We start from the raw sequence: 24,356 nt of genomic DNA, 5'->3' as shown, positions 1-24,356 counted from the left end.
GGTGTGCGAATGCGGACCCCACGACTGGTTCTCGACGAGCCTGCAGGCGCAGATCTCGACGCGTTGTACGAGATCTGCAGTGACCCGCAGTCGTGGACACATTTTCCGAGCCTGCGGCACACCGATATCGGTACGACCGAACGCATGATGCAGAAGTGGACAGAACAATGGCGTCGAGATGGATTGAGTACGTGGATCGTTCGTGAGCACGGCAGCGACATGGTCAGCGGCTACGGCGGATGTTCCATCAGACAGAGTGCTTTCTGGAACCTCGGCTACCGTCTCCATCCCCACGCGCAGGGCAACGGGTATGCCGCAGAGATGTGTCGAACTGCAGTCGAGTGCGCGCACCGGACTCGGCCCGAAATGCCGGTCGTGGCATACCTTCTCGAACACAATGTCGCATCCGGCCGGGTTGCAGAGCGTGCCGGCCTGGAGCTGGTCTCCCGCGGACCCGATATCGGTAACCCCGATCCCGAGGCCATCCGGCTGGTGTACGCAGACCGACCGCTGACGGCAGATCAGGTGAATGCTGTGCTGTCCGCCTGAGCGCCTGCGTCGGTGACCTCGGCGAGTCGTCTTTTCAGCAAACGCTTCTCCGGCGCCGTTCGCGCGAAGTCCAACGCTCTCCGGTAGTGCTCGGCGGCCTCGTCCACGCGGCCGGCTCGGTGCAGCAGATCGGCCTTCGCCATCGCGAACGGGTGGTAACGGCTCAGGGCCGGTTCAGCGGCGATGGCGTCCAACAACTCGAGGCCGGCCCCCGGCCCATCGGTCATCGCGACGGCAACCGCGCGATTGAGTGCGACGACCGGTGACGGGGTGAGCGTCATCAACACGTCGTACAGAGCCACGATCTGAAGCCAGTCCGTTTCCTCGTCGTCAGCGGCCTCGTCGTGTAGTGCCGCGATGGCGGCCTGAACGGAGTACGGGCCGGCCGGTCCGCGGGTCAGGGCCTCGCTCACGAGTTCCGTGCCCTCGGCGATGAATGCGGAATTCCATGCGTGCCGGTCCTGATCGGCCAACAGCACGATCTCGCCGTGCGCGTCGATCCGTGCGCGGCGTCTGGCGTCGATCAGCAACATCAGCGCCAGCAAGCCGGCCACCTCCGACGTGCCCGGCAGAGCCGCGTGCAGAACTCGGCCCATGTCGATCGCTTCGTCCGTGAGATCGACGCGTCCGACTCCGTCCCCGGATGTCGCCGAGTACCCCTCGGTGAAAATGGAGTAGACGACCTCGAGCACCATGGGCACCCTCTCCGCCAGCTCGTCCGGTCCCGGAACGCGAAACGGAATACGACCCACGCGAATCTTGTTCTTGGCCCGCACTATTCGCTGTGCTGCCGTGGCAGGAGGGATGAGCAGCGCGCGCGCCACCTCGGCGGTGGACAGGCCCGCAAGACACCTCAGCGTCAAAGCGAGTCGGTCCTGGGCAGCGAGAGCCGGATGAGAGCACGTGAAAAACAGCTGAAGGCGATCGTCGGGCACACGATCGTCGAGCGCATTCGAGCCGGCCGGGTTGTCTCGGTCCGAGTCGATCTGCAGTACGGCCATTTTCGCAGCCAGTGTCTCATCGCGTCGGAGGCGGTCGACTGCCTTGCGCCGGGCTGTGGTGAGCAACCAGGCCCCTGGCTTGGCCGGTATGCCATCGATCGGCCAATGCTTCAGAGCCGCCTCGATGGCATCCGACGTCACCTCCTCCGCGAGGTCGAGGTCACGGTAGCGCTGCACCAACGACGCGAGCAGCATCGAACGCTCGGCACGGAAGACCGATCCGATCGTTCGACTGACCTCGACCTCGCTCACCCCACGACCCCGCGGGTCAGAATTCTGCGAGCGGGCGCACGACGACGGTGCCGCCGTCCTTGGAGCCGGGGCAGCGGGCCGCCCACTCGAGCGCGGCATCGAGGTCAGGGACGTCGATGACGTCGTAACCCCCGAGTACCTCGTGCGACTCGGCATACGGGCCGTCCGTGACGGTCCGTTCGCCCGTGCTCGGATCGACGCGTACCGCGGTGGCAGTGGTCAAGTCGGCCAGAGCGTGCCCGGCAACGTAGACCCCGGCCTCCTTCAGTTCCTTCTCGTACGTCATCCAGTCCTCCACGCTGCTGCAGCCGGGTGCAGCACCGGGAGAGGTGTCGGCGTTGATCAACAGGATGTACTTCATGGTGCGCTCCCTGGTTGGGTACCTCGGTGTCGCGGCGCGATTCGCCGTACACGAAGACGACGATCGAGACATCACGATATCGACACCGACCCTCGACATTTCTCCGAAGCGCACGAAAGCGGCACCGGACGCAAGGTCCGGTGCCGCTTGTCGATCACGAGCCGACTCGATGACGAGCCAGTCGTTACTTCAGCTCGGCCGAGGACTTGCCGAGTACGCGACGGGCAACGATCAGCTGCTGGATCTGCTGTGTGCCCTCGAAGATGTCGAGAATCTTGGAGTCACGGCTCCACTTCTCGAGCAGCGGGCGCTCGGAGTAACCGTAGGTGCCGGCCAACTCGACTGCTTTCAGGGTGATGTCGACTGCGGAACGTCCGGCCTTCGCCTTCGACATCGACGCCTGCAGCGAGTTGGGCTCCTTGTTGTCGGCCATCCACGCCGCGCGCAACGCAAGCAGATGTGCAGCTTCCCAATCCGCTTCGAGTCGCAGGAACTCTGCAGCCGCCGCGTGCTGGTTGTAGGCGGGAGTCTCGTACGAGATGTCGACTCCCGCATCGACCAGGATCGACCGCAACTCTTCGAGTGCGGCACGGGCGACGCCGATCGCCATTCCCGCAACCAGAGGGCGAGTGTTGTCGAACGTCTGCATGACGCCCGCGAAGCCCTTTTCGACATTGACCTCGGCGGTGCCCAGCAGGTTGTCCTTCGGGATGCGGCAATCCTCGAGCAGCAGGGCTGCGGTGTCGGATGCCTTGATGCCCAGCTTGTGCTCGAGGCGGGCAACCGACAGGCCCGGAGCGTCACGCGGGACGACGAACGACTTGATGGCCGCGCGGCCGAGCGACTTGTCGACCGTTGCCCACACCACGATGTGGGTGGACCGCTCACCGGCGGTGACGTAGATCTTCTCGCCGTTGAGCACCCACTCGTCGCCGTCGAGAACAGCGGTGGTGGTGACTGCCGCGGAGTCCGAGCCGAAGCTGGGCTCGGTGATGGCCATCGAAGCCCACACCTTGCCGAAGCGCTCGAGCTGCTCGTCGGTGGACACCGCGGCGATCGCCGAGTTGCCGAGTCCCTGGTAGGGGATCGACAGCGTCAGGCCGACGTCGCCCCAGCAGGTCTCGATCACGTTCACCAGAGCGGACATGTTGCCGCCGTTGGCATTCGCGGTCTTGCTGGGCTTGGCCGACTCGCTGTCCTTCTCGCGGCCACCGGCGGCTCCACCGATTTCTCCACCGGCGTCGGACATGCCTTCGACCATCGACGCCATGGTGTCGAGCTCCACCGGGTACTCGTGCTCGGCGAGGTCGTACTTGCGGGAAATCGGGCGGAAGATCTCGGCTGCGACCTGGTGAGCCTGATTCGCCTGCGCCCGAAGCTTCTTGGGAAGTTCAAGATTGATCATCGTGTATGTCCTTGGGTGAGTGCCATGGAATTCGGGGCGGCGAGCTAGATGAGAACGATGCCTTCGGCGACGCCGACGGACCGCAGATCGCGGTACCAACGCTCGACCGGGTGCTCCTTGGTGAAACCGTGACCGCCGAGTAGCTGCACGCCGTCGGAACCGATCTGCATGCCCTTCTCGGAAGCGAGTCGACGCGCGAGCGCCGATTCACGAGCGAACGACAGGCCCTGCTCGGCCCGCGACGCGCCGCGTAGCGTGACCAACCGCATGCCGTCGAGTTCGATGGCGATGTTGGCGACCATGAAGGCCACGGCCTGTCGATTGCTGATCGGCTCACCGAAGGCGACACGATCGTTGACGTACGGAATGACGTAGTCGAGTACGGCCTGGCCGGTACCCACGGCCAAGGATGCCCAGCCCAGTCGAGCGAGACCGATGGCAGCGCTGTACTCGGCGGCCCGCTGGTCTGCGTCACCGTCACCGAGAAGAGCCGACTCGGGAACTGCCACGTCGGTCAGGATCAGGCGTCCCAGGCCGGCCGCGCGCAGGCCCATACTCGGGTCGGCTTCTACGACAAGTCCCTTGGAGTCGGACTCGACGATGAAGAATGCCGGACGGCCTTCCAGCTCAGCTGCGATGACGAACAGCTCGGAGCTGCCGGCCGCAGGCACGAGGCTCTTGATTCCGTTGAGCTTGTAGCCGCTGGGGGAGCGAACGGCCTTGGTCTGCAATGCGTACGGATCGAACAGCGCGCGCGGCTCGTTGACGACCACTGCAGCGTTGGGCACCTTCTCGCCGACGAATGCCGGGAGGTACGTCTTCTGCTGTGCGTCGGTGCCCCACTGGGTGAGGGCGACGGCGACACCGCTGGGCGCGAGGATCGGTAGGGCCAGTCCCATGTCACCGTGAGCGAGAGCCTCGGCGACGAGCGCGTTGGTGACGGCTCCACGTTCGGTGGCGGCTCCGTCGAGCTCTTCCGGAACGTTGATCAGCGTGATGCCGAGCTCGGCAGATCGACGGACCAGGTCTTCGGGCGACGAGGCGTTGTGATCCGCGTCGAAGGCGGCGGGCCGGAGGATTTCCTCGGCGAACTCCTTGACCGTCTCGACGATCATGCGCTGCTCGTCGTTCGGCGTCAGGTCGAAGTAGCTCAGGTTCTTGGCGGCACCGTCGTCGAGACGCTTGGGCTTGCCGCCTCCGGTGACCTTCGCGAACGTACGGTTGGCAGCGCCGAGGGTCTTGAACCCGGTCTTGGTGCTCTCGTACGTGACGCGGTCGATGGTCTGTCGGAGGTTGTACTTCTCTGCCAGTTCAGACCCGGTGATGGCCGTCAGAACACGCATGGCGGTTCCGATCGCATCTCTCTTGAACGGGTTGAGGCCAACCGCAGAAGTATCGCGGGGCACCTTGGGGGCCTTCGCGTCGACCACACTGTCTTGCTTGCTCATGATCACCAGTTCCTCGGCGTCGGGCACGGACTTCACAGATCTTACTCCCGAGTAAGTTAGCTGTCTACTGTCGAGTAAGTACTGGTGGCGCACGACACCTGAGCGGTCAGTTCGTAGCCTGCGTCGTACCGATGTGACAGGCTGTTTCCCGTGCATACGACAGTTCAGATCTTCGCTGCCCTCGCCGCGGCCCTCCACGTCGTCATCTTCGTCATGGAAAGCGTGCTCTGGTCCAAGCCGGCCGTGTGGGCGAAGTTCGGTGTCGCCAGTCAGAACGACGCCGACATCACCAAGCCGATGGCCTTCAATCAGGGCTTCTACAACCTGTTTCTCGGCATCGGCATCGTGGTCGGCCTCATCGTGGGCGGCTCGGCCGGCGACGCCATCGTCTACTTCGCCTGCGCCAGCATCGTCGGCGCAGCCCTGGTGCTCGCCACCGGCGGAGCGAAGTATTTTCGGCCCGCGTTCGTCCAGGGAATCACGCCGCTGATCGCGCTGATTCTGGCTGCACTTCTTTAGGCGAGATTCTCCGCGCTGGGGGACAGGAGTGCGAGAACCTGGTGTTGCAGTAGGCCGTTGGTGGCCACGGCACTGCCCCCGTGTGGTCCTGCGCTGGCGTCGAGCGCGGTGAAATCGCCCCCGGCCTCGCGTACGAGGACGTCGAGGGCGGCCAGGTCCCACAGCGAGACCTCGGGTTCGGCGGCGATGTCGACTGCCCCCTCGGCGACGAGGCAGTACGAGAAGAAGTCGCCGTAACCGCGCACCCGCCATACGGCGTCGGTCAGATCGAGGAACCGATCCCTGATGCCCAGTTCGGCCCACCCGCTGAGGCTGGAGAAACTCAGACTCGACGACGCCACCGAATCGACCTTCGAGACCTCGATGCGGCGCGGAGTTCCCCTGTCCGATGCCGTCCAGGCTCCCAGATCGAGTGCCGCCCACCAGCGGCGATGCAACGCCGGGGCGCTGACCACTCCGACGGTCGGGACGCCGTCCTCGAGCAGCGCGATCAGCGTTGCCCACACGGGTACGCCGCGGACGAAATTCTTGGTGCCGTCGATGGGATCGACGACCCATTGGCGGCCGCTGAACGTAGCCGTGCCGCCGAACTCCTCGCCCAGCAGAGCATCGTCGGGACGCTCCGATCCGAGCTCCGCCCGGATCATCGTTTCCACAGCCAGGTCTGCATCGCTGACCGGCGTGAGATCCGGCTTCGAGTCCACCGTCAGGTCCATGGCGAGGAATCGACCACGGGTGATGACATCGGCTTCGTCGGCGAGCCGGAGGGCGAGATGCAGATCGGCAGAGTAGTCGGTCACCGGAGAAGACTATCGCCGCGCACGGGCCTGCCAGTACGCGGCGATACGTGTGGCCCGGCTATCCGGTGACTTCGTTCGGCTTCCCGGTTGCAACATCGACAACGAACCCGCGAAGCGATTCGTGTTTCGTGACGATGCGTATGTCGATATGCCGGAGGCGGGCAGTCGGTACGACAGGTCGAGGACGGAACAAGCACGGTTCGAACCCTGGACGACCACCCGTCTTCGGCGTCGTTCTCGGGGGCGGTCGGTGACGGGTTCGTGTGCCGGTAACCTTGACTCTCGTGCATCCCGACGTTTCTGCAGACCTCGCCGAGCTCGACACCACTCTGTCCACAGTCGAGTCCGTTCTCGACGTCGAGGAGCTGCGGCGACGCATCGACGAGCTGGAACATCAGGCCGCCTCACCCGACCTGTGGAACGACCAGGAACACGCTCAGCAGGTGACCAGTCAGCTCTCCCATGCGCAGGCCGAACTGCGCCGCGTCGAAGAGCTCCGGCAGCGACTCGAGGACATGCCGGTTCTGTACGAGTTGGCCGAGGGAGAAGAAGGCGAGGCCGCCGCATCCGCCACCGCCGATGCCGATGCCGAACGCGCCTCGCTCCGAGAAGACATCGCTGCCATGGAAGTTCGAACGCTGCTCTCCGGCGAGTACGACGCCCGCGACGCCCTCGTGAACATTCGGTCCGGTGCCGGCGGAATCGACGCCGCCGACTGGGCGGAGATGCTCATGCGCATGTACATCCGCTGGGCCGAGAAGCACGGGTACGGCGTCGAGGTCTACGACACGTCCTACGCCGAAGAAGCCGGGATCAAGAGTGCGACCTTCGCGGTCAAGGCTCCGTACACCTACGGCACGCTCTCGGTGGAGCAGGGCACACACCGGCTCGTCCGGATCAGCCCGTTCGACAACCAGGGTCGTCGTCAGACGTCGTTCGCCGAGGTCGAGGTGCTTCCGGTCGTCGAGACCACCGACCACATCGAGATCCCCGAGAACGACATCCGGGTCGATGTCTACCGCTCGTCCGGGCCCGGTGGACAGTCGGTCAACACCACCGACTCCGCTGTTCGATTGACGCACATTCCGACCGGAATCGTCGTGACCTGCCAGAACGAGAAGTCGCAGCTGCAGAACAAGGTATCCGCCATGCGCGTGCTGCAGGCCAAGCTTCTCGAGGTCAAGCGCAAGGAAGAGCGGGCCGAGATGGACGCGCTCAAGGGTGACGGCGGCAGCTCCTGGGGCAATCAGATGCGCTCGTACGTGCTGCACCCGTACCAGATGGTCAAAGATTTGCGTACCGAGTACGAGGTCAACAATCCGTCTACTGTTCTCGATGGAGACATCGACGGCTTCCTGGAATCCGGAATTCGATGGCGAATGCGAGGGGAGCAGTAACCGATGACGTCCTGGCTCGACCCGACGCTCGACTTCAAGCTCAACGCACTCGGAATCGTGCTGTACATCCTCGGTGGACTGCTGGCGGCGCGGTTCGTCACGTGGACCGGCTCCCGGATCACCGCTCGTATCGATCAGAACTACCAGCACAGCGACGCGCTCGTCCGGTCGGAGGCCGCCAAACACCGTCATGCGTTGGCTCAGGTCATCACCTGGGTGCTGGTCACGCTCATCTACATCCTGGTCACCATCGAGGTGCTGCGTCGTTTCGGCTTCGGGGTCGGTGGGCTCGTGGCACCCGCCACGGTCATCGGAGCGGCACTCGGCTTCGGCGCGCAGCGTGTGGTGCAGGACATTTTGGCCGGATTCTTCATCATCACCGAGCGTCAGTACGGCTTCGGAGATGTCGTTCAGATCGCCGTCAACGGATCGGCAGAGGACGCCGAGGGCACCGTCGAGGACGTCACGCTGCGGGTGACCCGGGTGCGTAGCGTCGACGGAGAGGTCATCACCATCCCGAACGGGCAGATCGTCAAGGCGATCAACCTGTCGAAGGATTGGGCGCGCGCCGTCGTCGACGTGCCGGTGCCCAGTACCGCCGATCTGACGCAGGTGAACGCTCTGCTCCGTGCGGTCGGCCGGGACGCATTCGCCGATACGCGGTTACGTCCGCTACTGCTCGACGAACCGACCGTGATGGGCGTGGAGAGCATCGAGGTGGGGCAGGTGAACGTGCGCCTGGTCGCGCGGACGCTGCCGGGCAAGCAATTCCAGGTGGGACGAGAGCTTCGGGTGAGAGTGGCCGCCGCGCTGCAGCCCGAGGGCATCAACGTTGCCCCCGACGTCAGTACGGCCGGAGTTGCACCGGAATCATCGGGACGAGATCGGACGGAAGACCAGTGAGTACACCCGATACCGGAACCGAACGCTCGCAACGAAATTGGCGGCAGTGGCGCATTCCGGCCAAGATTTACGGTCGTGTCAGAACGTCCACCGTCGCGTTCGGCATCTGCTTCGTGCTCACCGGCCTGCTGTACGGGCAAGTCAGCGAAGATATTGCGAAACGAGACAGTGAACGTGTCCAGGGTCCGGTTGCGGTGAGCCCGGACGAGCTCATCGAGCCGAGCGAGTCGCAGACGTACGTACCGACCCCGTCGCGTCTGTCGACCACCAGCTCACCCAGCGCGACCACCGAACCGGAGCCCTCGACGAGCGCCGACGACACCGGGACCCAGTCGACCACGACCACCGCCCCGCCGGCCACGACGACTGCCCCGTTCGGTGTGCCCCTCCCGCCGGCAATTCAGTCGCTCATCCCGTCCCGGCCTGCACCGACGTCGTCGCGCTGAGGCACTCTTTACTGCCTCTCGGGACTCGCCGCGGTGCCCGCTCGCTTCCGGCGGTTACCGGCGGGTAAGGACTACACTGGCGACCCGTGATCAGCACCTCGAATGTGTCCAAGTCCTACAAGACCTCGACCAGGCCCGCTCTGGACAAGGTGACGGTCTCCATCGACAAAGGCGAGTTCGTGTTTCTGATCGGGCCCTCGGGTTCGGGCAAGTCGACATTCATGCGCTTGCTGCTCAAGGAGGAGACGCCGACGTCCGGCGATATCCACGTAGCGGACTTTCACGTCAACCGGCTCGCTGCTCGTCGCGTCCCGCGGCTACGGCAGAGCATGGGGTGCGTGTTCCAGGACTTCCGACTGCTGCAGCAGAAGACCGTGGTGGAAAACGTCGCGTTCGCGCTCGAGGTGATCGGCAAGCCTCGATCGATGATCAAGCGCACTGTTCCCGAGGTGCTGGATCTGGTGGGACTCGGCGGCAAATCCGACCGTCTGCCCAACGAGTTGTCCGGTGGCGAGCAGCAGCGTGTGGCGATCGCCCGGGCGTTCGTCAATCGCCCGCTGGTGTTGCTCGCGGACGAGCCGACCGGAAACCTGGATCCGGACACCAGCCAGGACATCATGCTGCTGCTCGAGCGCATCAATCGCACCGGAACCACCGTGCTGATGGCGACCCACGACAACCACATCGTCGATTCGATGCGTCGACGCGTCGTGGAACTGGACAACGGACGAGTCGTTCGTGACGAGGCCCGAGGGGTCTACGGCGTCGGCCGCTGACGCCGACGACCGAACTCGACCGCTCAGACTTCTCGACCGAACGAATCGAAGGGCTCGGATTCCGCGATGCGCGCAAGTTTCATCTTCAGTGAGGTCTTCACCGGCCTTCGCCGCAACATCACCATGACGATCGCCATGATCTTGACGACTGCAATCTCGCTCGGCCTGTTCGGCGGCGGGTTGCTCGTGGTGCAGATGGCGGGAAAGACCCAGCAGATCTTCCTCGATCGGGTGGAGGTGCAGATTTTCCTCACCGATGACATCTCTGCCACCGACGCAGATTGTGCCCAGGACACGTGCGCTACGTTGCGCTCGGATCTCGAGAACACCCCCTCCGTGGTCTCGGTGCAGTACCTCAACCGTGAGGACGCCGTGAAGGACGCGACCGAGCGAGTGTTCAAGGACCAACCCGAACTGGCCGAGTTGGTCAGTGCCGACAGCTTTCCGGCCTCGTTCAAGGTGCGTCTGAGCGATCCGGAACGATTCGGAGTGATCAACGACAACTTCGAGAACCGTCCGGGTGTGCAGAGCGTGCTCAACCAGCGAGACCTGGTGGAGCGGTTGTTCAGCGTCCTCAACGGAGTGCGCAACGCAGCGTTCGCGATTGCCACAGTGCAGGCGATCGCTGCGATCCTCCTGATCGCCAACATGGTTCAGATCGCCGCGTTCACCAGACGAACCGAGGTCGGCATCATGCGGCTCGTCGGTGCCACCCGGTGGTACACCCAGCTGCCGTTCCTCCTCGAAGCCGTGGTCGCAGCTCTGGTCGGTTCGGCGCTGGCGATCGCCGGGCTGTTCACCGCGAAGAACATGTTCATCGACGACGTCCTCTCCGACGTCTATCAAGCCAACATTCTGGCTCGGATATCGAACAGTGACGTGCTGTTGGTCTCGCCGTTCCTCGCACTCGTCGGAGTGGGAATGGCAGCGGTCACCGCCTACATCACATTGCGCCTCTACGTGCGCGAATAAATTCGGTTGCCGATCGGTTCTATGCTGGAGCGGTTGCCGATGAGGCGGCGTCATGCATCGAACGCTCGAGAAAGGGCCCTGCAGTGAGAGAGAAGGGCCGCAAGGCCATTGCGACCAATCGCAAGGCACGGCACAACTACTCCATACTCGACGTCGTCGAGGCCGGAGTCGCGCTCGTCGGCACCGAGGTCAAGAGCCTGCGCGACGGCAAGGCCTCCCTGGTCGACGCGTTCGCGACCGTCGATGACGGCGAGATCTGGCTGCGCGGGCTGCACATCGCGGAATACACACTCGGAAGCTGGACCAACCACGCACCGCGTCGAAACCGCAAACTTCTCCTGCACCGTCGCGAGATCGACCGCCTGGCCGGCAAGGTCAAAGAGGGAAACCTGACGTTGGTGCCGCTGTCGATGTACTTCTCGGACGGCAAGGTCAAGGTCGAACTGGCTTTGGCCAAGGGCAAGCAGGACTACGACAAGAGGCAGTCGTTGGCCAAGCGCACCGCCGAACGCGAAGTCACTCGTGAGCTCGGGCGTCGAGTGAAGGGCATGCGCTGACCGCTGTCCTGCTCGCTCTGGTAGCTGCCATGGGCTACGGGGTGAGCGATTTCGTCGGCGGTGTCGCGTCCCGTCGAGTCGCAGCCCTGCGGGTGGTCATCGTGTCCTACCCGCTGTCGCTCGTCATCGTGTTGCTCGTCGCTCCGTTCGTCGGCGGGACCATCGAACTCCCCGCAATGCTGTGGGGCCTGGCGTCGGGTGTAGCGGGCGGCGTCGCCGTGTGGTGGTTCTATCTCGCGCTCGCGGCCGGGCCGATGGCTGTGGTGTCCCCGGTGACGGCTGTGTTGGTCGCCGGGATCCCAGTTCTCGTCGGGTTGTCGATGGGGGAGCGCCCAGGAGTCATCGCGTTCGTCGGCATCGCGGTGGCGCTGGTGGCTGTCGTGCTGGTCAGCAAGGAGTCACCGGACGAGGTGACCGGCGAGGTCGCGGGCGGCCGGGAGATGAAGTTCACCCGCACCGTGGCTTGGTTGACGATCGGGTCGGGTGTCACGTTCGCCTTCGCCTTCATCTTCCTGCATCAGATCGGCGACGGCAGTGGGCTGTGGCCCCTCGCGGCCTCCCGCGCATCGGCCACCGCGGTGGTCTGGGCCGTCGCGTTGGCGTCGGGGCATTTCGCACCGCCACACGGCAGCGTGCTCAAACTCGCGGCGTTCGTCAGCGTGCTCGACGTGGTCGCCAACGCCGCGATGATCTACGCGTACGAGGGCGGTCTGCTGTCGTTGGTGAGCGTCATCGCCTCGCTCTATCCGGCAGCGACGGTGCTGCTGGCGATGGTGATGCTCGGGGAACGAGTCGGCACACTGCAGAAAGTAGGAATGGCGTTGGCACTCGGGGCCATCGCCATGATCGCGCTCGCGGGTTGAACTTGCCCGCGCACGGGTAATGAACCCGTTTATGACTGCTTCCGGTTCTACCTCCGATGGCCCCACATCCGAGAACGCGTCGTCTCGGCCGCGTGTGCTGGTCACCGGTGCCACGGGATATCTGGGCGGTCGTCTGGCACCGCGCCTGCTCGACGAGGGCTACCGAGTTCGCGTGTTGGCTCGGACCCCGAGCAAGCTCGACAACGTTCCGTGGGCGGCGGACGTCGAGATCGTCCAGGGTGACCTCAGTGATCGGGAGTCACTGAAGGAGGCGCTCAGCGGCGTCGACGTCATGTACTACCTGGTGCACTCGATGGGCACCGCGGGCCATTCCGATTTTGCCGAGACCGAACGCGACAGCGCCGAGAACGTGGCCACGGTCGCTGCGGATTGCGGCGTCGGGCGCATCGTCTACCTCGGGGGCCTGCACCCGCCGACAGGAGAGCTGTCCCCACACCTGAAGTCACGCGCCGAAGTCGGTCGCATTCTGATCGAGTCGGGAGTCCCGACGATCGTGCTGCAGGCGGGCGTCGTCATCGGATCCGGCTCGGCCTCGTTCGAGATGATTCGCCACCTGACCAATCGGTTGCCGGTGATGACCACGCCACGGTGGGTGCACAACCGTATTCAACCGATCGCCGTACGCGACGTGCTGCACTATCTCATCGGGGCCGCGAGCGCCCCGGTCACCGAATCCCGCACGTACGACATCGGTGGACCGGACGTCATGCAGTACGGCGAGATGATGAACATCTACGCCGACGTGGCCGGTCTGCGCCAGCGTCGCATCATCGTGTTGCCGGTGTTGACGCCCCGTCTGGCCGGTCACTGGATCGGACTGGTGACGCCGATCCCGCGCGGATTGGCGATGCCGCTCATCGAATCGTTGCAGTACGACGCCGTCGGTCACGAAATGGATATCGACGCCGTCGTTCCGCGTCCGGCCGAAGGCTTGACGGGCTACCGAGATTCGGTGCGGCTGGCTCTACGCAAGATCGACGACGGCGAAGTCGAGACGCGGTGGACGGACGCAACCGGAACGGCGGCACCGTCGGATCCTCTTCCCTCCGACCCCGATTGGGCTGGAGAGGTCGTTTACACCGATACCCGGGTCGTCAGAAGCGGCGCGCGGTCGAGCGCCATTCGGCCTGCGCTCGAACGATTGGCCGACGCCGACGTGCTCACCGGTTGGCACCGTGACGCCACGGGGCCGGATGCGTCCGCCTCGGGAACCGAACACACCACCCGGCTGAAGTCGTCACGTCGGCTGCCGGGAGAAGCATGGTTGGACCTCACGGTCGGTGGAACCGCCAAGCAGCCGACGATCGAACAGCGACTCGTGTTCTTTCCTCGCGGACTGGCCGGGCGAGCCGTGTGGTACGCGTCGTTGCCCGTACGCAGGGCCGTTGCTCGCCGAATGCTGCGCACGGTCGTGGAACGAGTCGAGTCCGACGCCGGTGCAGCCGCGGCGCAGGGACCTGCCGGCCGTTAACGGGATGAATATGGCCGATCGACGCGTTACACTGAACAGCCCGGGCACGGTGTCCGGGAACATACGGGGCTGAACGGTTTCGACTTTGTATGTTGAGTCAGGGGAAGCGTGTCGGTGCAGGCGAGAGACCACCGTAAGCGTCATCGCAACCTTATAAGCGCCGATTCCAATCAGCGCGACTACGCACTCGCTGCCTAAGTAGCGACTGCGTGTCTGTCAGTCCGGGCTTGCCCTCGGCCCGGGTACTGGCATCAGCTAGAGGGCTCACCGATTCATCCGGCCGCGGGATGATGAGGAACATCAAACAGTGGCTGGGATCGTCATCCTGACTTGTTCGCGAGATCGGGAGATCCAAGTAGAGACATAGCGGACTGCACACGGAGAAGCCCTGGCAATGCAGCAGAGGACCCGGGTTCGATTCCCGGCAGCTCCACTGTGAAGACCGGGCCGAGAGATTTTCTCTCGGCCCGGTCTTTTTCGTATCGGACACCTCACGACCACCGCTGTCGGCCCGGTCCCACCCCAACGAACGCCGGTAGAGGACGCGCGGTGGGCGCTGCACGCCATTCGTGACTTCGTTGTCGGTATCGACGACGACCCGCAGTGTCGAGGTTGTCGGCAGCGCGGAGATGTGGCCTCACGGCTGCATACGCACTGCCCGAGAAGTCGTCGATGACGTTGTCCGAGGCGGACTCTCGCCTCGGTGGCCATGCCGACACCCATTGCATGGATGGGCCAGGCGGTCCGCTAGGCGTCGACACGGGTCGATCGTGCACAACGACCGGAAGACCGGGCTCGACAAGCATATTTTCTGTCACGGCCACCGAAACGGCAGAGCAAGTAGCTCGCGGGTGGGGCAGCGGCGTTAGGGTTGAACGAGAAATTCGGTTCGTCGACCGGATTCGGTTCGTTCGAGGATTGAGGAGGCGCATCGTGGCGCACGAGAGAGCTGGAACCACTGCACTGCCGGAGGATCTGGTCGATCTCTCGCAACTCGTCACGGCGTACTACTCGCGCATTCCGGACGTGTCGGAGCCGAGTCAGCAGGTCGTGTTCGGGACCTCGGGACATCGAGGTTCGAGCCTGGATTCGGCGTTCAACGAGGCGCACATCGTCGCGACCACGCAGGCCATCGTGGAATATCGTTCCGCGCAAGGCATCACCGGGCCGTTGTTCATCGGTCGAGACACCCATGCGCTGTCCGAGCCCGCATGGACGACGGCTCTGGAGGTGTTGGCAGCCAACGACGTCGACGTTCTGGTCGACTCGGGGGATCGCTACACCCCGACGCCCGCCGTCAGTCATGCCATTCTCCGGTACAACGAGTCGGGGCCGACCGCGAAAGCCGACGGCATCGTGGTCACACCGTCCCACAACCCGCCCCGTGACGGCGGGTTCAAATACAACCCCCCGCACGGTGGTCCGGCCGACAGCGATGCAACGTCGGTGATCGCTGCCCGCGCCAACGAGCTTCTCCGCGAGGGCATTACCGGTATCAAGCGGGTGACTCTCGCGCGGGCGTTCGCGGGAAGCGTCTCGCGGTACGACTTCCTCGGCACCTACGTGGACGACCTGCCGAACGTGCTCGATCTCGATGCGATCCGCGCCGCCGGAGTTCGCATCGGTGCAGATCCGCTCGGCGGTGCCAGTGTCGACTACTGGGATGCGATCGCCGAACGACACAACCTCGATCTGACCGTCGTCAATCCGTTGGTCGACGGCACGTTCCGCTTCATGACGTTGGACACGGACGGCAAGATCAGAATGGACTGCTCGTCGCCGAACGCGATGGCATCACTCATCGCTGCGCGGGATCGTTTCGACATCTCCACCGGCAACGATGCCGATTCCGATCGACACGGCATCGTCACTCCCGACAGCGGTCTGATGAACCCCAATCACTATCTCGCGGTCGCGATCGACTACCTGTTCACTCACCGACCCGGTTGGTCGCCGACGGCGGCGGTCGGCAAGACGCTGGTGAGCTCGTCCATGATCGATCGGGTCGTCGCCGGTCTCGGCCGGAAGCTGCTCGAGGTCCCGGTCGGGTTCAAGTGGTTCGTGCCGGGGCTGCTCGACGGGGAACTCGGCTTCGGCGGCGAGGAGAGCGCCGGTGCCTCGTTCCTGCGGCACGACGGCCGAGTGTGGACCACGGACAAGGACGGAATCATTCTGGCGCTGTTGGCCTCGGAGATCACCGCGGTCACCGGATCGACACCGTCGCAACGCTACGCAGAATTCACCGCCGAGTACGGCGACCCGTCGTACGCCCGCGTCGACGCCCCGGCCACCAGGGAGCAGAAGGCTGTGCTCGCCAAGTTGTCGCCCGACCAGATCACCGCAACCGAATTGGCGGGGGAGCCGATCACCGCGACGCTGACCGAGGCTCCCGGAAACGGGGCCGCACTGGGTGGGCTGAAGGTGACAACGGAGAGCGCCTGGTTCGCTGCGCGTCCGTCGGGAACCGAGGACGTCTACAAGATCTACGCGGAGTCGTTCCAGGGCAAGGAACACCTCGCCGAGGTCCAGGCTGCAGCACGTGAATTGGTCTCGTCCGCTCTCGAGAGCTCGTGACCGACTCACCGACACCCGACCACGACAGCTCGGCCCCCGAGCCGGCATTCCAACCCGGAGGCAAACTCCCACCGGAGATCTGGGTACTGGTCTCGGCAGCGTTCGTCATCGCCCTCGGATTCGGCATCGTCGCGCCTGCCCTGCCGCAATTCGCTCGGGAATTCGGCGTTGGATACACAGCCGCGTCAGCAGTGATCAGTGCCTTCGCTCTCATGCGGTTGCTGTTCGCGCCGGCGAGCGGCGCTCTGGTTCAGCGGCTCGGCGAACGACCCGTCTATCTGATCGGATTGTTGATCGTCGCCGTCTCCACCGGTGCGTGCGCTCTGGCTCAGACGTACTGGCAGCTGCTGGTGTTTCGCGGACTCGGCGGAATCGGGTCGACGATGTTCTCGGTGTCTGCTCTCGGACTGCTGATCAGAATCAGTCCACCGACCAGCAGAGGCCGTATCTCCGGGCTGTACGCGACCGCTTTCTTGTTGGGAACCATCGGTGGTCCGCTCGTCGGCGGCGCGCTCGTCGGTTTCGGCCTGCGGGTGCCGTTCGTCATCTATGCCGTGGCTCTGGTGATCGCTGCTGCCGTCGTGTACTTCACCCTCGGCAATTCCGATCTGGTCAGACCGGAGAAGGGAACTGCGCCGCCGACGATGTCGCTGCTCGCTGCTCTGCGAATCCCGTCCTATCGGGCCGCGCTGGCTTCGAATTTCGCCAACGGATGGGCCGTGTTCGGTGTCCGGGTGGCGTTGGTGCCGTTGTTCGTCGTCGAGGCGATGCAGCGGTCCGAGGTATTCGTCGGGATTGCTCTCACAGTGTTCGCAGTGGGTAATGCACTGGTGCTCACCAGTGCCGGTCGCCTGTCCGACGTACGCGGACGCAAACCCTTCATGCTGGGCGGTCTGGCGGTGTGCGGCCTGGGAACGGTCGTGATGGGCTATGTCCACGATCCGGTGTTGTTCCTCGTGGTGTCGCTGATCGCCGGAATCGGATCGGGTCTGATGAGTCCTGCCCAGCAGGCCTCGGTCGCCGACGTCATCGGTTCCAAGGCGCGTGGAGGACCCGTGCTGGCCGCCTTCCAGATGGCGTCCGACGTGGGTGCGGTGATCGGCCCGATCGTGGCCGGGATGATCGTGGAACGGGTCTCGTTCGGTCCGGCTTTCGCCGTGACGGGCGCATTGCTTCTACTGGCGGGGTTGTGGTGGTCGCGCGTTCCGGACACCCTCGAGCGCGAGCGCAGCTGACGGATACGTCCGTAGTATTCGCTCTGTGAGCGAGAAGAAGACATCCAGCACGAAACACACTCCGCAGGCCTCGTCGAATACCGTGACGTACATTCTGGGCGGTATTGCATTCCTCGTGGTGGTCGCGGTCGTCGTGGTCGCGATCCTGTGGCAGCGAGGCAGTGACGCGCCCCGGAACGACGGGTACGGGTCGGTCAAGAATCCCGAGGTCGAATTGTCGTTGCCGGGGGACGGTGTCGTCGTATTGGCTCGTCCGGGCGCGCAGCGCGTCATAGATATCTACGAGGACCCCATGTGCCCATTCTGCGGTGATCTCGAGGTGAAGCACGGCCAGGAATTGGCTCAGAAAATCGACGACGGAGTTGTCTCGGTCAACTACCGCCTGATCAATTTTCTCGATGCGAGCTCGGCCTCGGGAGACTATTCGACGCGGGCCGTTGCGGCGTCGCACTGCGTGGCCGCCACCGAGAATGCGCGGGTCTACTCGGCTTTCCACGCCGCGCTGTTCGACCCGGAATTCCAGCCGGAGGAAGGAAGCGACTCCGACCGAACCGATGCCGAGCTGGCGGAGCTGGCAACGTCGAACGGAGCAAGCGATCTAGCGGTGCAGTGCATCACGACGGGCGCTCAGCGTGACGCAGCGGTGGCGGACGCGATGACCGGTCGGGACGCCCTGGCCGCATCGGGAGCACGCGGAACCCCGGGCGTTCTGGTGGACGGACAGGTGGTCGACGCGCTGGGCGACTCGGAATGGTTGACTGCGGTCGGCTGACTGGGGTCGTGCGCCGGGGCCCGTAGCGAAGCGTCGAGTACGGGCCGCACCAGCTGATTTGTTGCTGCCACGAGCGATAGTGTAACTTCGTTCGAGCAACCGCATGAGCGGGAGCGCGCAGTACTCGGGGCTATGGCGCAGCTGGTAGCGCACCACACTGGCAGTGTGGGGGTCAGGGGTTCGAGTCCCCTTAGCTCCACCGAGAAAGCAAAAGCGCCGCCCACCGGGCGGCGCTTTTCTTGTGTCTATGGTGTCGGCCACCGGATCGGCGTCTGCAGATTGGGTCCTCAGACGCCGATTCGGCAGGCGGGAGTCAGTGAGCTGCGTCGAACGCCTGCTCTACTTCGGCGGGAATTCGTCCGCGCGCGGAAATGTTGTGGCCGTTCGCCTTGGCCCATTCTCTGATGGCTTTGGTCTGATTGGCGTCACGCTTCGCCCCAGTGGCTGGGGAACTCGACTTCTTCTGTCGTTTTCCGCCGACCTTGGTGGAGTGCTCGATGTAATAGTCGAGCTTACGGTGGAATTCTTTGGCGTTCTTGTCGCTCAGATCGATTTCGTAGCTGACTCCGTTGACCGAATAGGTTATGTGTTCGCCACCGGATTCGATCGGTTTTTCGTCGATGTCATCGACTAGTTGCACATAGACTTTTCTGGCCATGCTGAAGCTCTCCAATGGTGCAGGGAATGATGCGGGGGGATGTCCAGATCGAACTGTGTCGACTATACGGCCGAACATTGTCTATAACCATGCTGGTCGATCGATTGTTACCGGTTTCGCAGCAATGTCACAGAATCTGCAGCTGTATTCATCGAAACCGACGCAGAGCAGGCATTAAGAGCGTGCACTGTGCGAGGGATCGATGTTGCGGTGAACAAAGACAAACTGTCCGGTATCGATATGAAATACGTTCTCGGGGTCGGTTCGAGCAGGCGACTCATTTCCGGAGTTTCGCTGCACTTCTGTCGCCGTCGCGGGAAACATGAGAAGGATGGGCGGATCGCAACGGATCGATCACGAAATGCACTCCTTTGGCTAACGAAATTCGATCAGGGACTCGAATGGTTCGATCTCTGGTTCACTCGAGCAGCAAGTGTCTGTTGTGACGCACGGTAGCTCCTGATACCAATGGGAACCGCGTGGCTCGACGGCGTCCGAAGTGCCGAGAGGGGAGTGGCGCGACCGGCTCCACCGGAGCGCCCACAAGTCGATGAAATCTTCACGAACAGCCGGGTCGGCTGCGGTGACGCTGATGTGCGCAGGGCTACTCGGTGCTGGGGTGCTCGTCTGCGCACCGGCACCGGCACCGGCATCGGCCGACCCGTCCACGCCCGCCACCACGCCGTCGGCGACACCCGGCACGGAATCGGCCGGACAAGAGTTGACGGGAAAGACGGTTTTTCTCGATCCGGGCCACCAGGGCACAGCTCATTCGGAAAATCTGCAGCGGCAGGTCGACGACGGGCGCGGCGGCACCAAGGATTGCCAGACCACGGGCATGACCACGGTGGACGGGGTGCCGGAGCACACCATCAACTGGCAGGTCTCGGAGCTGGTTCGGTCCAGTCTGGAGAGCCTCGGTGCGACGGTGAAGACCAGCCGCGTCGACGACACCGGATGGGGCGGGTGCGTCGACGATCGGGCTCGCGCTGCCAGTGCGTCAGGAGCCGATGTGGCCGTCAGCATTCACGCGGACTCGACGAGCGCGACGACCGACACCGACAAGCACGGATTCCATCTGATCGTGCCGACACTGCCGATTCCGAATGCGGCGGCCGATGCGGCTCAGTCGGAAGGCGGGCGTTCGGCCTCGAAGCTGATGAGAGATTCCTACGTTCGCGCCGGGTTCGACCCCGCCGATTACGCGGGCGTCGTCGACGGGATTCAGGAACGATCCGACGTCGCGGGGCCCGCACTGACGACAGTTCCGTTGGTGTTCGTCGAGATGGGCAATGGCTCCAACCCGGACGACGCGGCGGTGCTCGAGGGCCCGGAGGGTCAGCTGAAACATGCGATCGCCATCTCCACCGGCATCATCGACTATCTCCTCGGAGCCGAGGCTGCCTCGTCGCCGGACGTCGCCGTTCCCACCGCCTCTGCGCCGACGTCGACGAGCGCGACTGTCCCCGCTGCTACGTCGACGTCCGTAGCGGGGCGTAGTGCCTTGTCTCGACTGCTCGAAAGTGTCTCACCGTATGTCGAATCGTTCGGTGTCGACGGATTGAGGGGATTGGTGACCGAAGAGAACGTCAGCAGCGTCTCGACCTTCGCTCGAGGCCTCCTGAATCGAATTCTCGCCGCCCGGTAGTCTCGACCGGCGTGGCGCGTCGACGAATTCCGGTGGTGATCGTTGCCGGCTTTCTGGGGGCCGGTAAGACAACTCTGCTCAATCATCTGTTGCGCAACGATGCCGGTATTCGAATCGGCGTCGTGGTCAACGATTTCGGCGCGATCAACATCGATTCCATGCTCGTTGCAGGACAGGTCGATTCGATGGTGTCACTGGGCAACGGATGCATCTGCTGTGCGGTGGACATCACTGACATGGACGCGATGTTCGATGCGCTGGCACACCGCCGTTCGGCCATAGACGTGATCGTGGTGGAGGCCAGCGGATTGGCGGAGCCGCGGAATCTCATTCGAATGGTGCGCGGCAGCGAGAACGAGTTCATCGTCTACGGCGGATTGGTGGGAGTCGTCGACGCGGTCGAATTCGCGGATACGCGCACTCTGCATCCCGAAATCGATCAGCATCTGCAATTGGCGGATCTGGTGGTACTGAACAAGGCCGACGCCGTCGACGATTCGGAGCGCTCCGCGGTGGTGGCCACCGTGCGGTCCATCGTCGGCGACGTTCCTGTCGCAGCTGTCTCGTTCGGACGCGTCGATCCTCTGTTGTTGTTCGACCGGCCCCAGAACGGACCGGTCGAATCTGCACTGCCCGTGCAGTTGTCCTTCGACGAACTTCTGCGTGAAAACCGCGACGGCTGCCATGAGGACGGACACCACCGACATCTGCATGCGCAGTACTCGCATACCGAGTTCGTCAGCACAGCGGCGATGGAGCCGCGTCGGCTGATCGAATTTCTCGAGAACCCGACCGGAAACCTCTATCGCATCAAGGGTTTCGTGCATTTCGACCTGCCGGGGTATCAGCAGAAGTTCATCGTGCAGACGGTGGGGCGACACATCCGGTTCGAGAGTGCAGCGTGGTCGCGGGGTGAAACCGAGCAGACATCATTGGTGCTGATCGGCACCGAACTGGATGCGGATGCCGTCGAACATCGACTGCGTGCGTGCGTGCGTGCGCGGCCCCGACGACGTAGTCGACGCCTCGGCCATGTTGCCGGTCCATCGATACCTCGAGCCGGCGTAGGTCTTCTACAGTCCCACCCACTCGGTGCGTCCGCCTTCGAAGCCCTGCCGTTTCCAGATGGGTACCTCGGCCTTGATGCGTTCGACCAGCCGGGCGCAGGCCTCGAACGCCTCGGCGCGATGAGCCGAGCCGACTGCGGCCACGAGCGCGAGATCGCCGACCCGCAAGTCCCCGACGCGATGCACGGCAGCGACCGCAAGACCGGTTTCGGACGAGACCTCCGAGCAGCATCGGCTCAAGAAGCGTTCCGCATCGGGATGGGCGCGGTATTCGAGAGTCTCCACGGCATGGCCACTGTCGTGGTCACGAACGATTCCGCTGAACAGCACCACGGCACCGTGGCGCGAATCCTGTACCGCGGCTTCCACTTCGGCGGTCGTCAACGGCTCGTTCGAGATGCGGGCGACGAGTTCAGTCATCGTGGGGTCCTCCTCCTGAGATCTGGGCAAGTACATGATCGAGGAGTGGATCGAGAACGGCCAAGCCGTCTTTCACGCCTCCCGGCGATCCGGGCAGGTTGACGACGAGGGTACGTCCGATCAACCCGGAGACTCCGCGGCTCAACACCGCGTGCGGCGTCGCGGAGGTTCCCTTGGTGCGAATCTGGTCGGCGATTCCGGGCATCTCGATGTCGAGCAGTGCCGCCGTGGCCTCCGGAGTTGCATCGGTAGGGGAGACGCCGGTTCCACCGGTCGAGATGATCAGCGACGGCTCGCCGCGCAGCGAGTCGCGCAACCCGGCCTCGATGTCGGCGTCGGCGTACACCAGTGGGCCGCGCACCGCGAAGCCTCGATCGGTCAGCCACGATGCGATGGAGGGGCCGGTGGTGTCCGGGCGGGTCCCACGAGCGCCGCCGGTGGAGGCCACGAGCACGACTGCCGACTTCGTCCCACCCGACGGCGGAGCGTCGGAGTCGGGGGCGGCCGGCGTCGCATCACGCTGCCAATGTCCATGCTTACCACCGTCTTTGGTGATCAGCCGGACGCCGTTCATCGTCGCACCCGGGTCGACAGCCTTGACCATGTCGTGCAGGGTCAACCCGGCGACCGCGACGGCGGTGAGGGCTTCCATCTCGACGCCGGTTCTGCCGGTCGTGCGCGCGGTGGCCTCGACCGTGATCGACGTGTCGGTGAACCCGAAGGCGATCTTCACCGACGAGAGCGCGAGTTGATGGCACAGCGGAATCAGTTCGGACGTGCGCTTGGCAGCCGAGATGCCGGCGATCCGGGCGGTCGCCAGGACATCGGCCTTCGGCATGCCGTCCGCCTGCACCAACCCGATGACCTCGGGCGTGGTGACGAATTCGCCGGCCGCAACAGCCGTTCGAGAAGTCTCCTTCTTGTGCGCCACATCGACCATGCGGGCGCGGCCCTCGTCGTCCAGGTGGGACAGGGGGTTGTGCGGTACTTCGGTGGTCACAGCGGCCATACCTCCACGGGGGATCCTGCGGCGAGTTCGGTTGTCTCTGCGGCGATGTCGATGAGCACGTCGGCCCACGCCAGCGCGGCCACCAGGTGGGACCCGGGTCCGGCGACCAGTTCGACCCGGCCGTCGTCACGCAATGCCCCTCGGAGCAGTTGACGCCTGCCCGGCGGCGAGGTGATCGAATGGAACAGAGTCGCAGGGCTCGACAAGACCGGTGGCAGGCCGGCCGATCGCCGAACGATGTTGCGCGCGAACATGATGTACGACACCACGGTGCTGACGGGGTTGCCGGGGAAACTCAGGACCGGGGTGCCGTCGAACATCGTGATGCCCTGCGGTCCACCCGGTTGCATCCGAACCGATCCGAACTGTCCACCCAGCGGCGCGAGAACGTCCTTGACCACCTCGAAGTCGCCCATCGACACTCCACCGGAGGTGATGATGAGCTCAGCCGATGCGGCTGCGGTGGTGAGGATGCTTCGGAATCGTTCCGGATCGTCGGTGCTGCGTGCGACGGTGACCACGTCGGCACCGCTGGCGCGCAGGTGCGCGGCAAGAGTGATGCCGTTCGAGTCGAAGATCTGACCGGGCGAGAGCGTCTCGCCTGCTCCGGCCAACTCTGCTCCGGTGGTCACCACGGCCACACGAGGACGCGACCGTACGTCGACGCTGGCCAGTCCGACGGCGGCGAGAACCGAGATGTGCCGGGGCTCGAGCACTCTGCCCGCGTCGATCAGGACCGTTCCCGCGCGTACGTCGCTACCCTGTTCGCGCACGAATTCGCCTGCGACGCGGGCTCGTTCGACGGTCACCGCACCTGCGGTGGTCACCGTGGTGTCCTCTACGGGAACGATGGCGTCCGCTCCGTCGGGTATCGGTGCGCCGGTCATGATCTTGGCCGCGCTACCGGGCGTCAGCGTCGAAGGTTCGGTGGGTCCGGCAGCGATGATCGTCGACACCGGAAGCGTCACGGGCGCAGACTGCACCGAACGAGAATCGACCGCGTACCCGTCCATCTGCGAATTTCGGAACAGAGGTAGATCGACGGGGGAGGTCACGTCGTGGAATGCGACACGCCCCAGTGCGTCGGCCAGCGGCACTCGTTGGGCTGCTCTGACACTCAAGTCTGCGAGCAGCGCCTCGATCGCTGCTGCGTGCGCCTCGACCGATACGGCGCTCACAGTGCAGGTCCGGTGATCGCTCGAGTGTGCTCAGCCGTCATGGCTGCCAATCCT

23 protein-coding genes, 1 tRNA gene, 1 other RNA gene and 2 pseudogenes are annotated in these 24,356 nt (G+C 64.3%); 17 read left to right on the top strand and 10 right to left on the bottom strand.

Features of this window, described 5'->3' with window-relative positions; all coding sequences use genetic code 11:
• The first annotated feature begins 9 nt into the window (after window positions 1–9).
• Window positions 10–549 (top strand): GNAT family N-acetyltransferase, encoded by a 540-nt coding sequence (locus QM588_RS13695; protein ID WP_283314006.1) that lies wholly within the window; start codon window positions 10–12, stop codon window positions 547–549.
• Here the strand turns inward: QM588_RS13695 and QM588_RS13690 are convergent.
• The 4 genes from QM588_RS13690 to QM588_RS13675 all read right to left on the bottom strand — a co-directional run bounded on the left by QM588_RS13690 (window position 522) and on the right by QM588_RS13675 (window position 5,022).
• A complete protein-coding gene (locus QM588_RS13690; RefSeq protein WP_283314004.1) occupies window positions 522–1,802 on the bottom strand; it encodes an RNA polymerase sigma factor in 1,281 nt (426 codons plus the stop codon). The genes QM588_RS13695 and QM588_RS13690 overlap by 28 nt on opposite strands.
• 16 nt (window positions 1,803–1,818) lie before the next feature.
• Complete coding sequence (locus QM588_RS13685; protein WP_027496565.1) at window positions 1,819–2,163, bottom strand: YciI family protein; 345 nt, start codon at window positions 2,161–2,163, stop codon at window positions 1,819–1,821.
• Window positions 2,164–2,347: 184 nt separating this feature from the next.
• A complete protein-coding gene (locus QM588_RS13680; RefSeq protein WP_032397698.1) occupies window positions 2,348–3,568 on the bottom strand; it encodes an acyl-CoA dehydrogenase family protein in 1,221 nt (406 codons plus the stop codon).
• A 44-nt stretch (window positions 3,569–3,612) separates the two neighbouring features.
• A complete protein-coding gene (locus QM588_RS13675) occupies window positions 3,613–5,022 on the bottom strand; it encodes an acyl-CoA dehydrogenase family protein (protein WP_283314166.1) in 1,410 nt (469 codons plus the stop codon).
• A 144-nt stretch (window positions 5,023–5,166) separates the two neighbouring features.
• Between QM588_RS13675 and QM588_RS13670 the strand changes: the two genes are divergently transcribed.
• The gene (locus QM588_RS13670; protein WP_283314002.1) at window positions 5,167–5,535 is read left to right on the top strand and encodes a DUF1304 domain-containing protein; all 369 of its coding nucleotides are present in this window, start codon (window positions 5,167–5,169) and stop codon (window positions 5,533–5,535) included.
• Here QM588_RS13670 and QM588_RS13665 read toward each other — a convergent pair.
• On the bottom strand, window positions 5,532–6,335 hold the full coding sequence (locus QM588_RS13665; protein ID WP_283314001.1) for an inositol monophosphatase family protein: 804 nt from the start codon (window positions 6,333–6,335) through the stop codon (window positions 5,532–5,534). The genes QM588_RS13670 and QM588_RS13665 overlap by 4 nt on opposite strands.
• A 58-nt stretch (window positions 6,336–6,393) precedes the next feature.
• Window positions 6,394–6,471: pseudogene (locus tag QM588_RS25810) on the bottom strand (carbonic anhydrase); the annotation flags it as partial.
• A gap of 148 nt (window positions 6,472–6,619) precedes the next feature.
• Here QM588_RS25810 and prfB point away from each other — a divergent pair.
• From prfB to QM588_RS13600, 13 genes are all read left to right on the top strand, one after another.
• Window positions 6,620–7,732, top strand: coding sequence for a peptide chain release factor 2 (gene prfB / locus QM588_RS13660; RefSeq protein WP_027496571.1), 1,113 nt, complete (start codon window positions 6,620–6,622; stop codon window positions 7,730–7,732).
• Window positions 7,733–7,735: 3 nt separating this feature from the next.
• Window positions 7,736–8,635, top strand: a complete 900-nt coding sequence (locus QM588_RS13655) for a mechanosensitive ion channel family protein (protein WP_032401394.1) — start codon at window positions 7,736–7,738, stop codon at window positions 8,633–8,635.
• Window positions 8,632–9,081: a hypothetical protein gene (locus QM588_RS13650; protein ID WP_283313998.1), complete on the top strand. Its 450-nt coding sequence runs from the start codon at window positions 8,632–8,634 to the stop codon at window positions 9,079–9,081. The genes QM588_RS13655 and QM588_RS13650 overlap by 4 nt, the downstream gene beginning before the upstream one ends.
• Window positions 9,082–9,167: 86 nt before the next feature.
• Window positions 9,168–9,857, top strand: coding sequence for a cell division ATP-binding protein FtsE (gene ftsE, locus QM588_RS13645; protein ID WP_027496574.1), 690 nt, complete (start codon window positions 9,168–9,170; stop codon window positions 9,855–9,857).
• Window positions 9,858–9,923: 66 nt separating this feature from the next.
• Window positions 9,924–10,829 (top strand): permease-like cell division protein FtsX, encoded by a 906-nt coding sequence (gene ftsX, locus QM588_RS13640; protein WP_283313995.1) that lies wholly within the window; start codon window positions 9,924–9,926, stop codon window positions 10,827–10,829.
• An 83-nt stretch (window positions 10,830–10,912) separates the two neighbouring features.
• Window positions 10,913–11,386, top strand: coding sequence for an SsrA-binding protein SmpB (gene smpB / locus QM588_RS13635; protein ID WP_027496576.1), 474 nt, complete (start codon window positions 10,913–10,915; stop codon window positions 11,384–11,386).
• A gap of 8 nt (window positions 11,387–11,394) precedes the next feature.
• Window positions 11,395–12,249 (top strand): DMT family transporter, encoded by an 855-nt coding sequence (locus QM588_RS13630; RefSeq protein ID WP_283314165.1) that lies wholly within the window; start codon window positions 11,395–11,397, stop codon window positions 12,247–12,249.
• A 31-nt stretch (window positions 12,250–12,280) separates the two neighbouring features.
• Window positions 12,281–13,741: an SDR family NAD(P)-dependent oxidoreductase gene (locus tag QM588_RS13625; protein WP_283313993.1), complete on the top strand. Its 1,461-nt coding sequence runs from the start codon at window positions 12,281–12,283 to the stop codon at window positions 13,739–13,741.
• Between the two features lie 65 nt (window positions 13,742–13,806).
• Window positions 13,807–14,177, top strand: a transfer-messenger RNA (tmRNA) gene (gene ssrA, locus QM588_RS13620).
• A 497-nt stretch (window positions 14,178–14,674) separates the two neighbouring features.
• Window positions 14,675–16,315 (top strand): phosphoglucomutase (alpha-D-glucose-1,6-bisphosphate-dependent), encoded by a 1,641-nt coding sequence (gene pgm / locus QM588_RS13615; RefSeq protein ID WP_283313991.1) that lies wholly within the window; start codon window positions 14,675–14,677, stop codon window positions 16,313–16,315.
• A 77-nt stretch (window positions 16,316–16,392) separates the two neighbouring features.
• Complete coding sequence (locus QM588_RS13610) at window positions 16,393–17,550, top strand: MFS transporter (RefSeq protein ID WP_283314164.1); 1,158 nt, start codon at window positions 16,393–16,395, stop codon at window positions 17,548–17,550.
• 25 nt (window positions 17,551–17,575) lie between these two features.
• Window positions 17,576–18,322: a DsbA family protein gene (locus tag QM588_RS13605; RefSeq protein ID WP_283313989.1), complete on the top strand. Its 747-nt coding sequence runs from the start codon at window positions 17,576–17,578 to the stop codon at window positions 18,320–18,322.
• A gap of 126 nt (window positions 18,323–18,448) precedes the next feature.
• Window positions 18,449–18,521, top strand: a tRNA-Ala gene (locus tag QM588_RS13600).
• Between the two features lie 114 nt (window positions 18,522–18,635).
• On the opposite strand, the gene QM588_RS13595 is transcribed toward QM588_RS13600, so the two are convergent.
• Window positions 18,636–18,980 (bottom strand): histone-like nucleoid-structuring protein Lsr2, encoded by a 345-nt coding sequence (locus tag QM588_RS13595; protein WP_032370939.1) that lies wholly within the window; start codon window positions 18,978–18,980, stop codon window positions 18,636–18,638.
• A 550-nt stretch (window positions 18,981–19,530) separates the two neighbouring features.
• Between QM588_RS13595 and QM588_RS13590 the strand changes: the two genes are divergently transcribed.
• Complete coding sequence (locus QM588_RS13590) at window positions 19,531–20,628, top strand: N-acetylmuramoyl-L-alanine amidase (protein ID WP_283313986.1); 1,098 nt, start codon at window positions 19,531–19,533, stop codon at window positions 20,626–20,628.
• 11 nt (window positions 20,629–20,639) lie between these two features.
• Window positions 20,640–21,563 (top strand): annotated as a pseudogene (locus tag QM588_RS13585) (CobW family GTP-binding protein); the annotation flags it as partial.
• A 138-nt stretch (window positions 21,564–21,701) separates the two neighbouring features.
• Here QM588_RS13585 and QM588_RS13580 read toward each other — a convergent pair.
• Genes QM588_RS13580 through QM588_RS13570 form a run of 3 tightly spaced genes read right to left on the bottom strand, consistent with a single transcriptional unit; the run spans window position 21,702 to window position 24,302 of the window.
• Window positions 21,702–22,115 (bottom strand): molybdenum cofactor biosynthesis protein MoaE, encoded by a 414-nt coding sequence (locus QM588_RS13580; protein WP_283313983.1) that lies wholly within the window; start codon window positions 22,113–22,115, stop codon window positions 21,702–21,704.
• The gene (gene moaCB / locus QM588_RS13575) at window positions 22,108–23,124 is read right to left on the bottom strand and encodes a bifunctional molybdenum cofactor biosynthesis protein MoaC/MoaB (protein ID WP_283313982.1); all 1,017 of its coding nucleotides are present in this window, start codon (window positions 23,122–23,124) and stop codon (window positions 22,108–22,110) included. Before moaCB ends, QM588_RS13580 begins: the two co-directional genes overlap by 8 nt.
• Window positions 23,112–24,302, bottom strand: coding sequence for a molybdopterin molybdotransferase MoeA (locus tag QM588_RS13570; protein ID WP_283313980.1), 1,191 nt, complete (start codon window positions 24,300–24,302; stop codon window positions 23,112–23,114). The genes moaCB and QM588_RS13570 overlap by 13 nt, the downstream gene beginning before the upstream one ends.
• Window positions 24,303–24,356 lie beyond the last annotated feature (54 nt).

The organism is Rhodococcus sp. IEGM 1354 (genome assembly GCF_030056855.1).
Taxonomy (GTDB): Bacteria; Actinomycetota; Actinomycetes; order Mycobacteriales; family Mycobacteriaceae; genus Rhodococcoides.
This window is presented reverse-complemented; position numbering and strand designations above follow the sequence as displayed.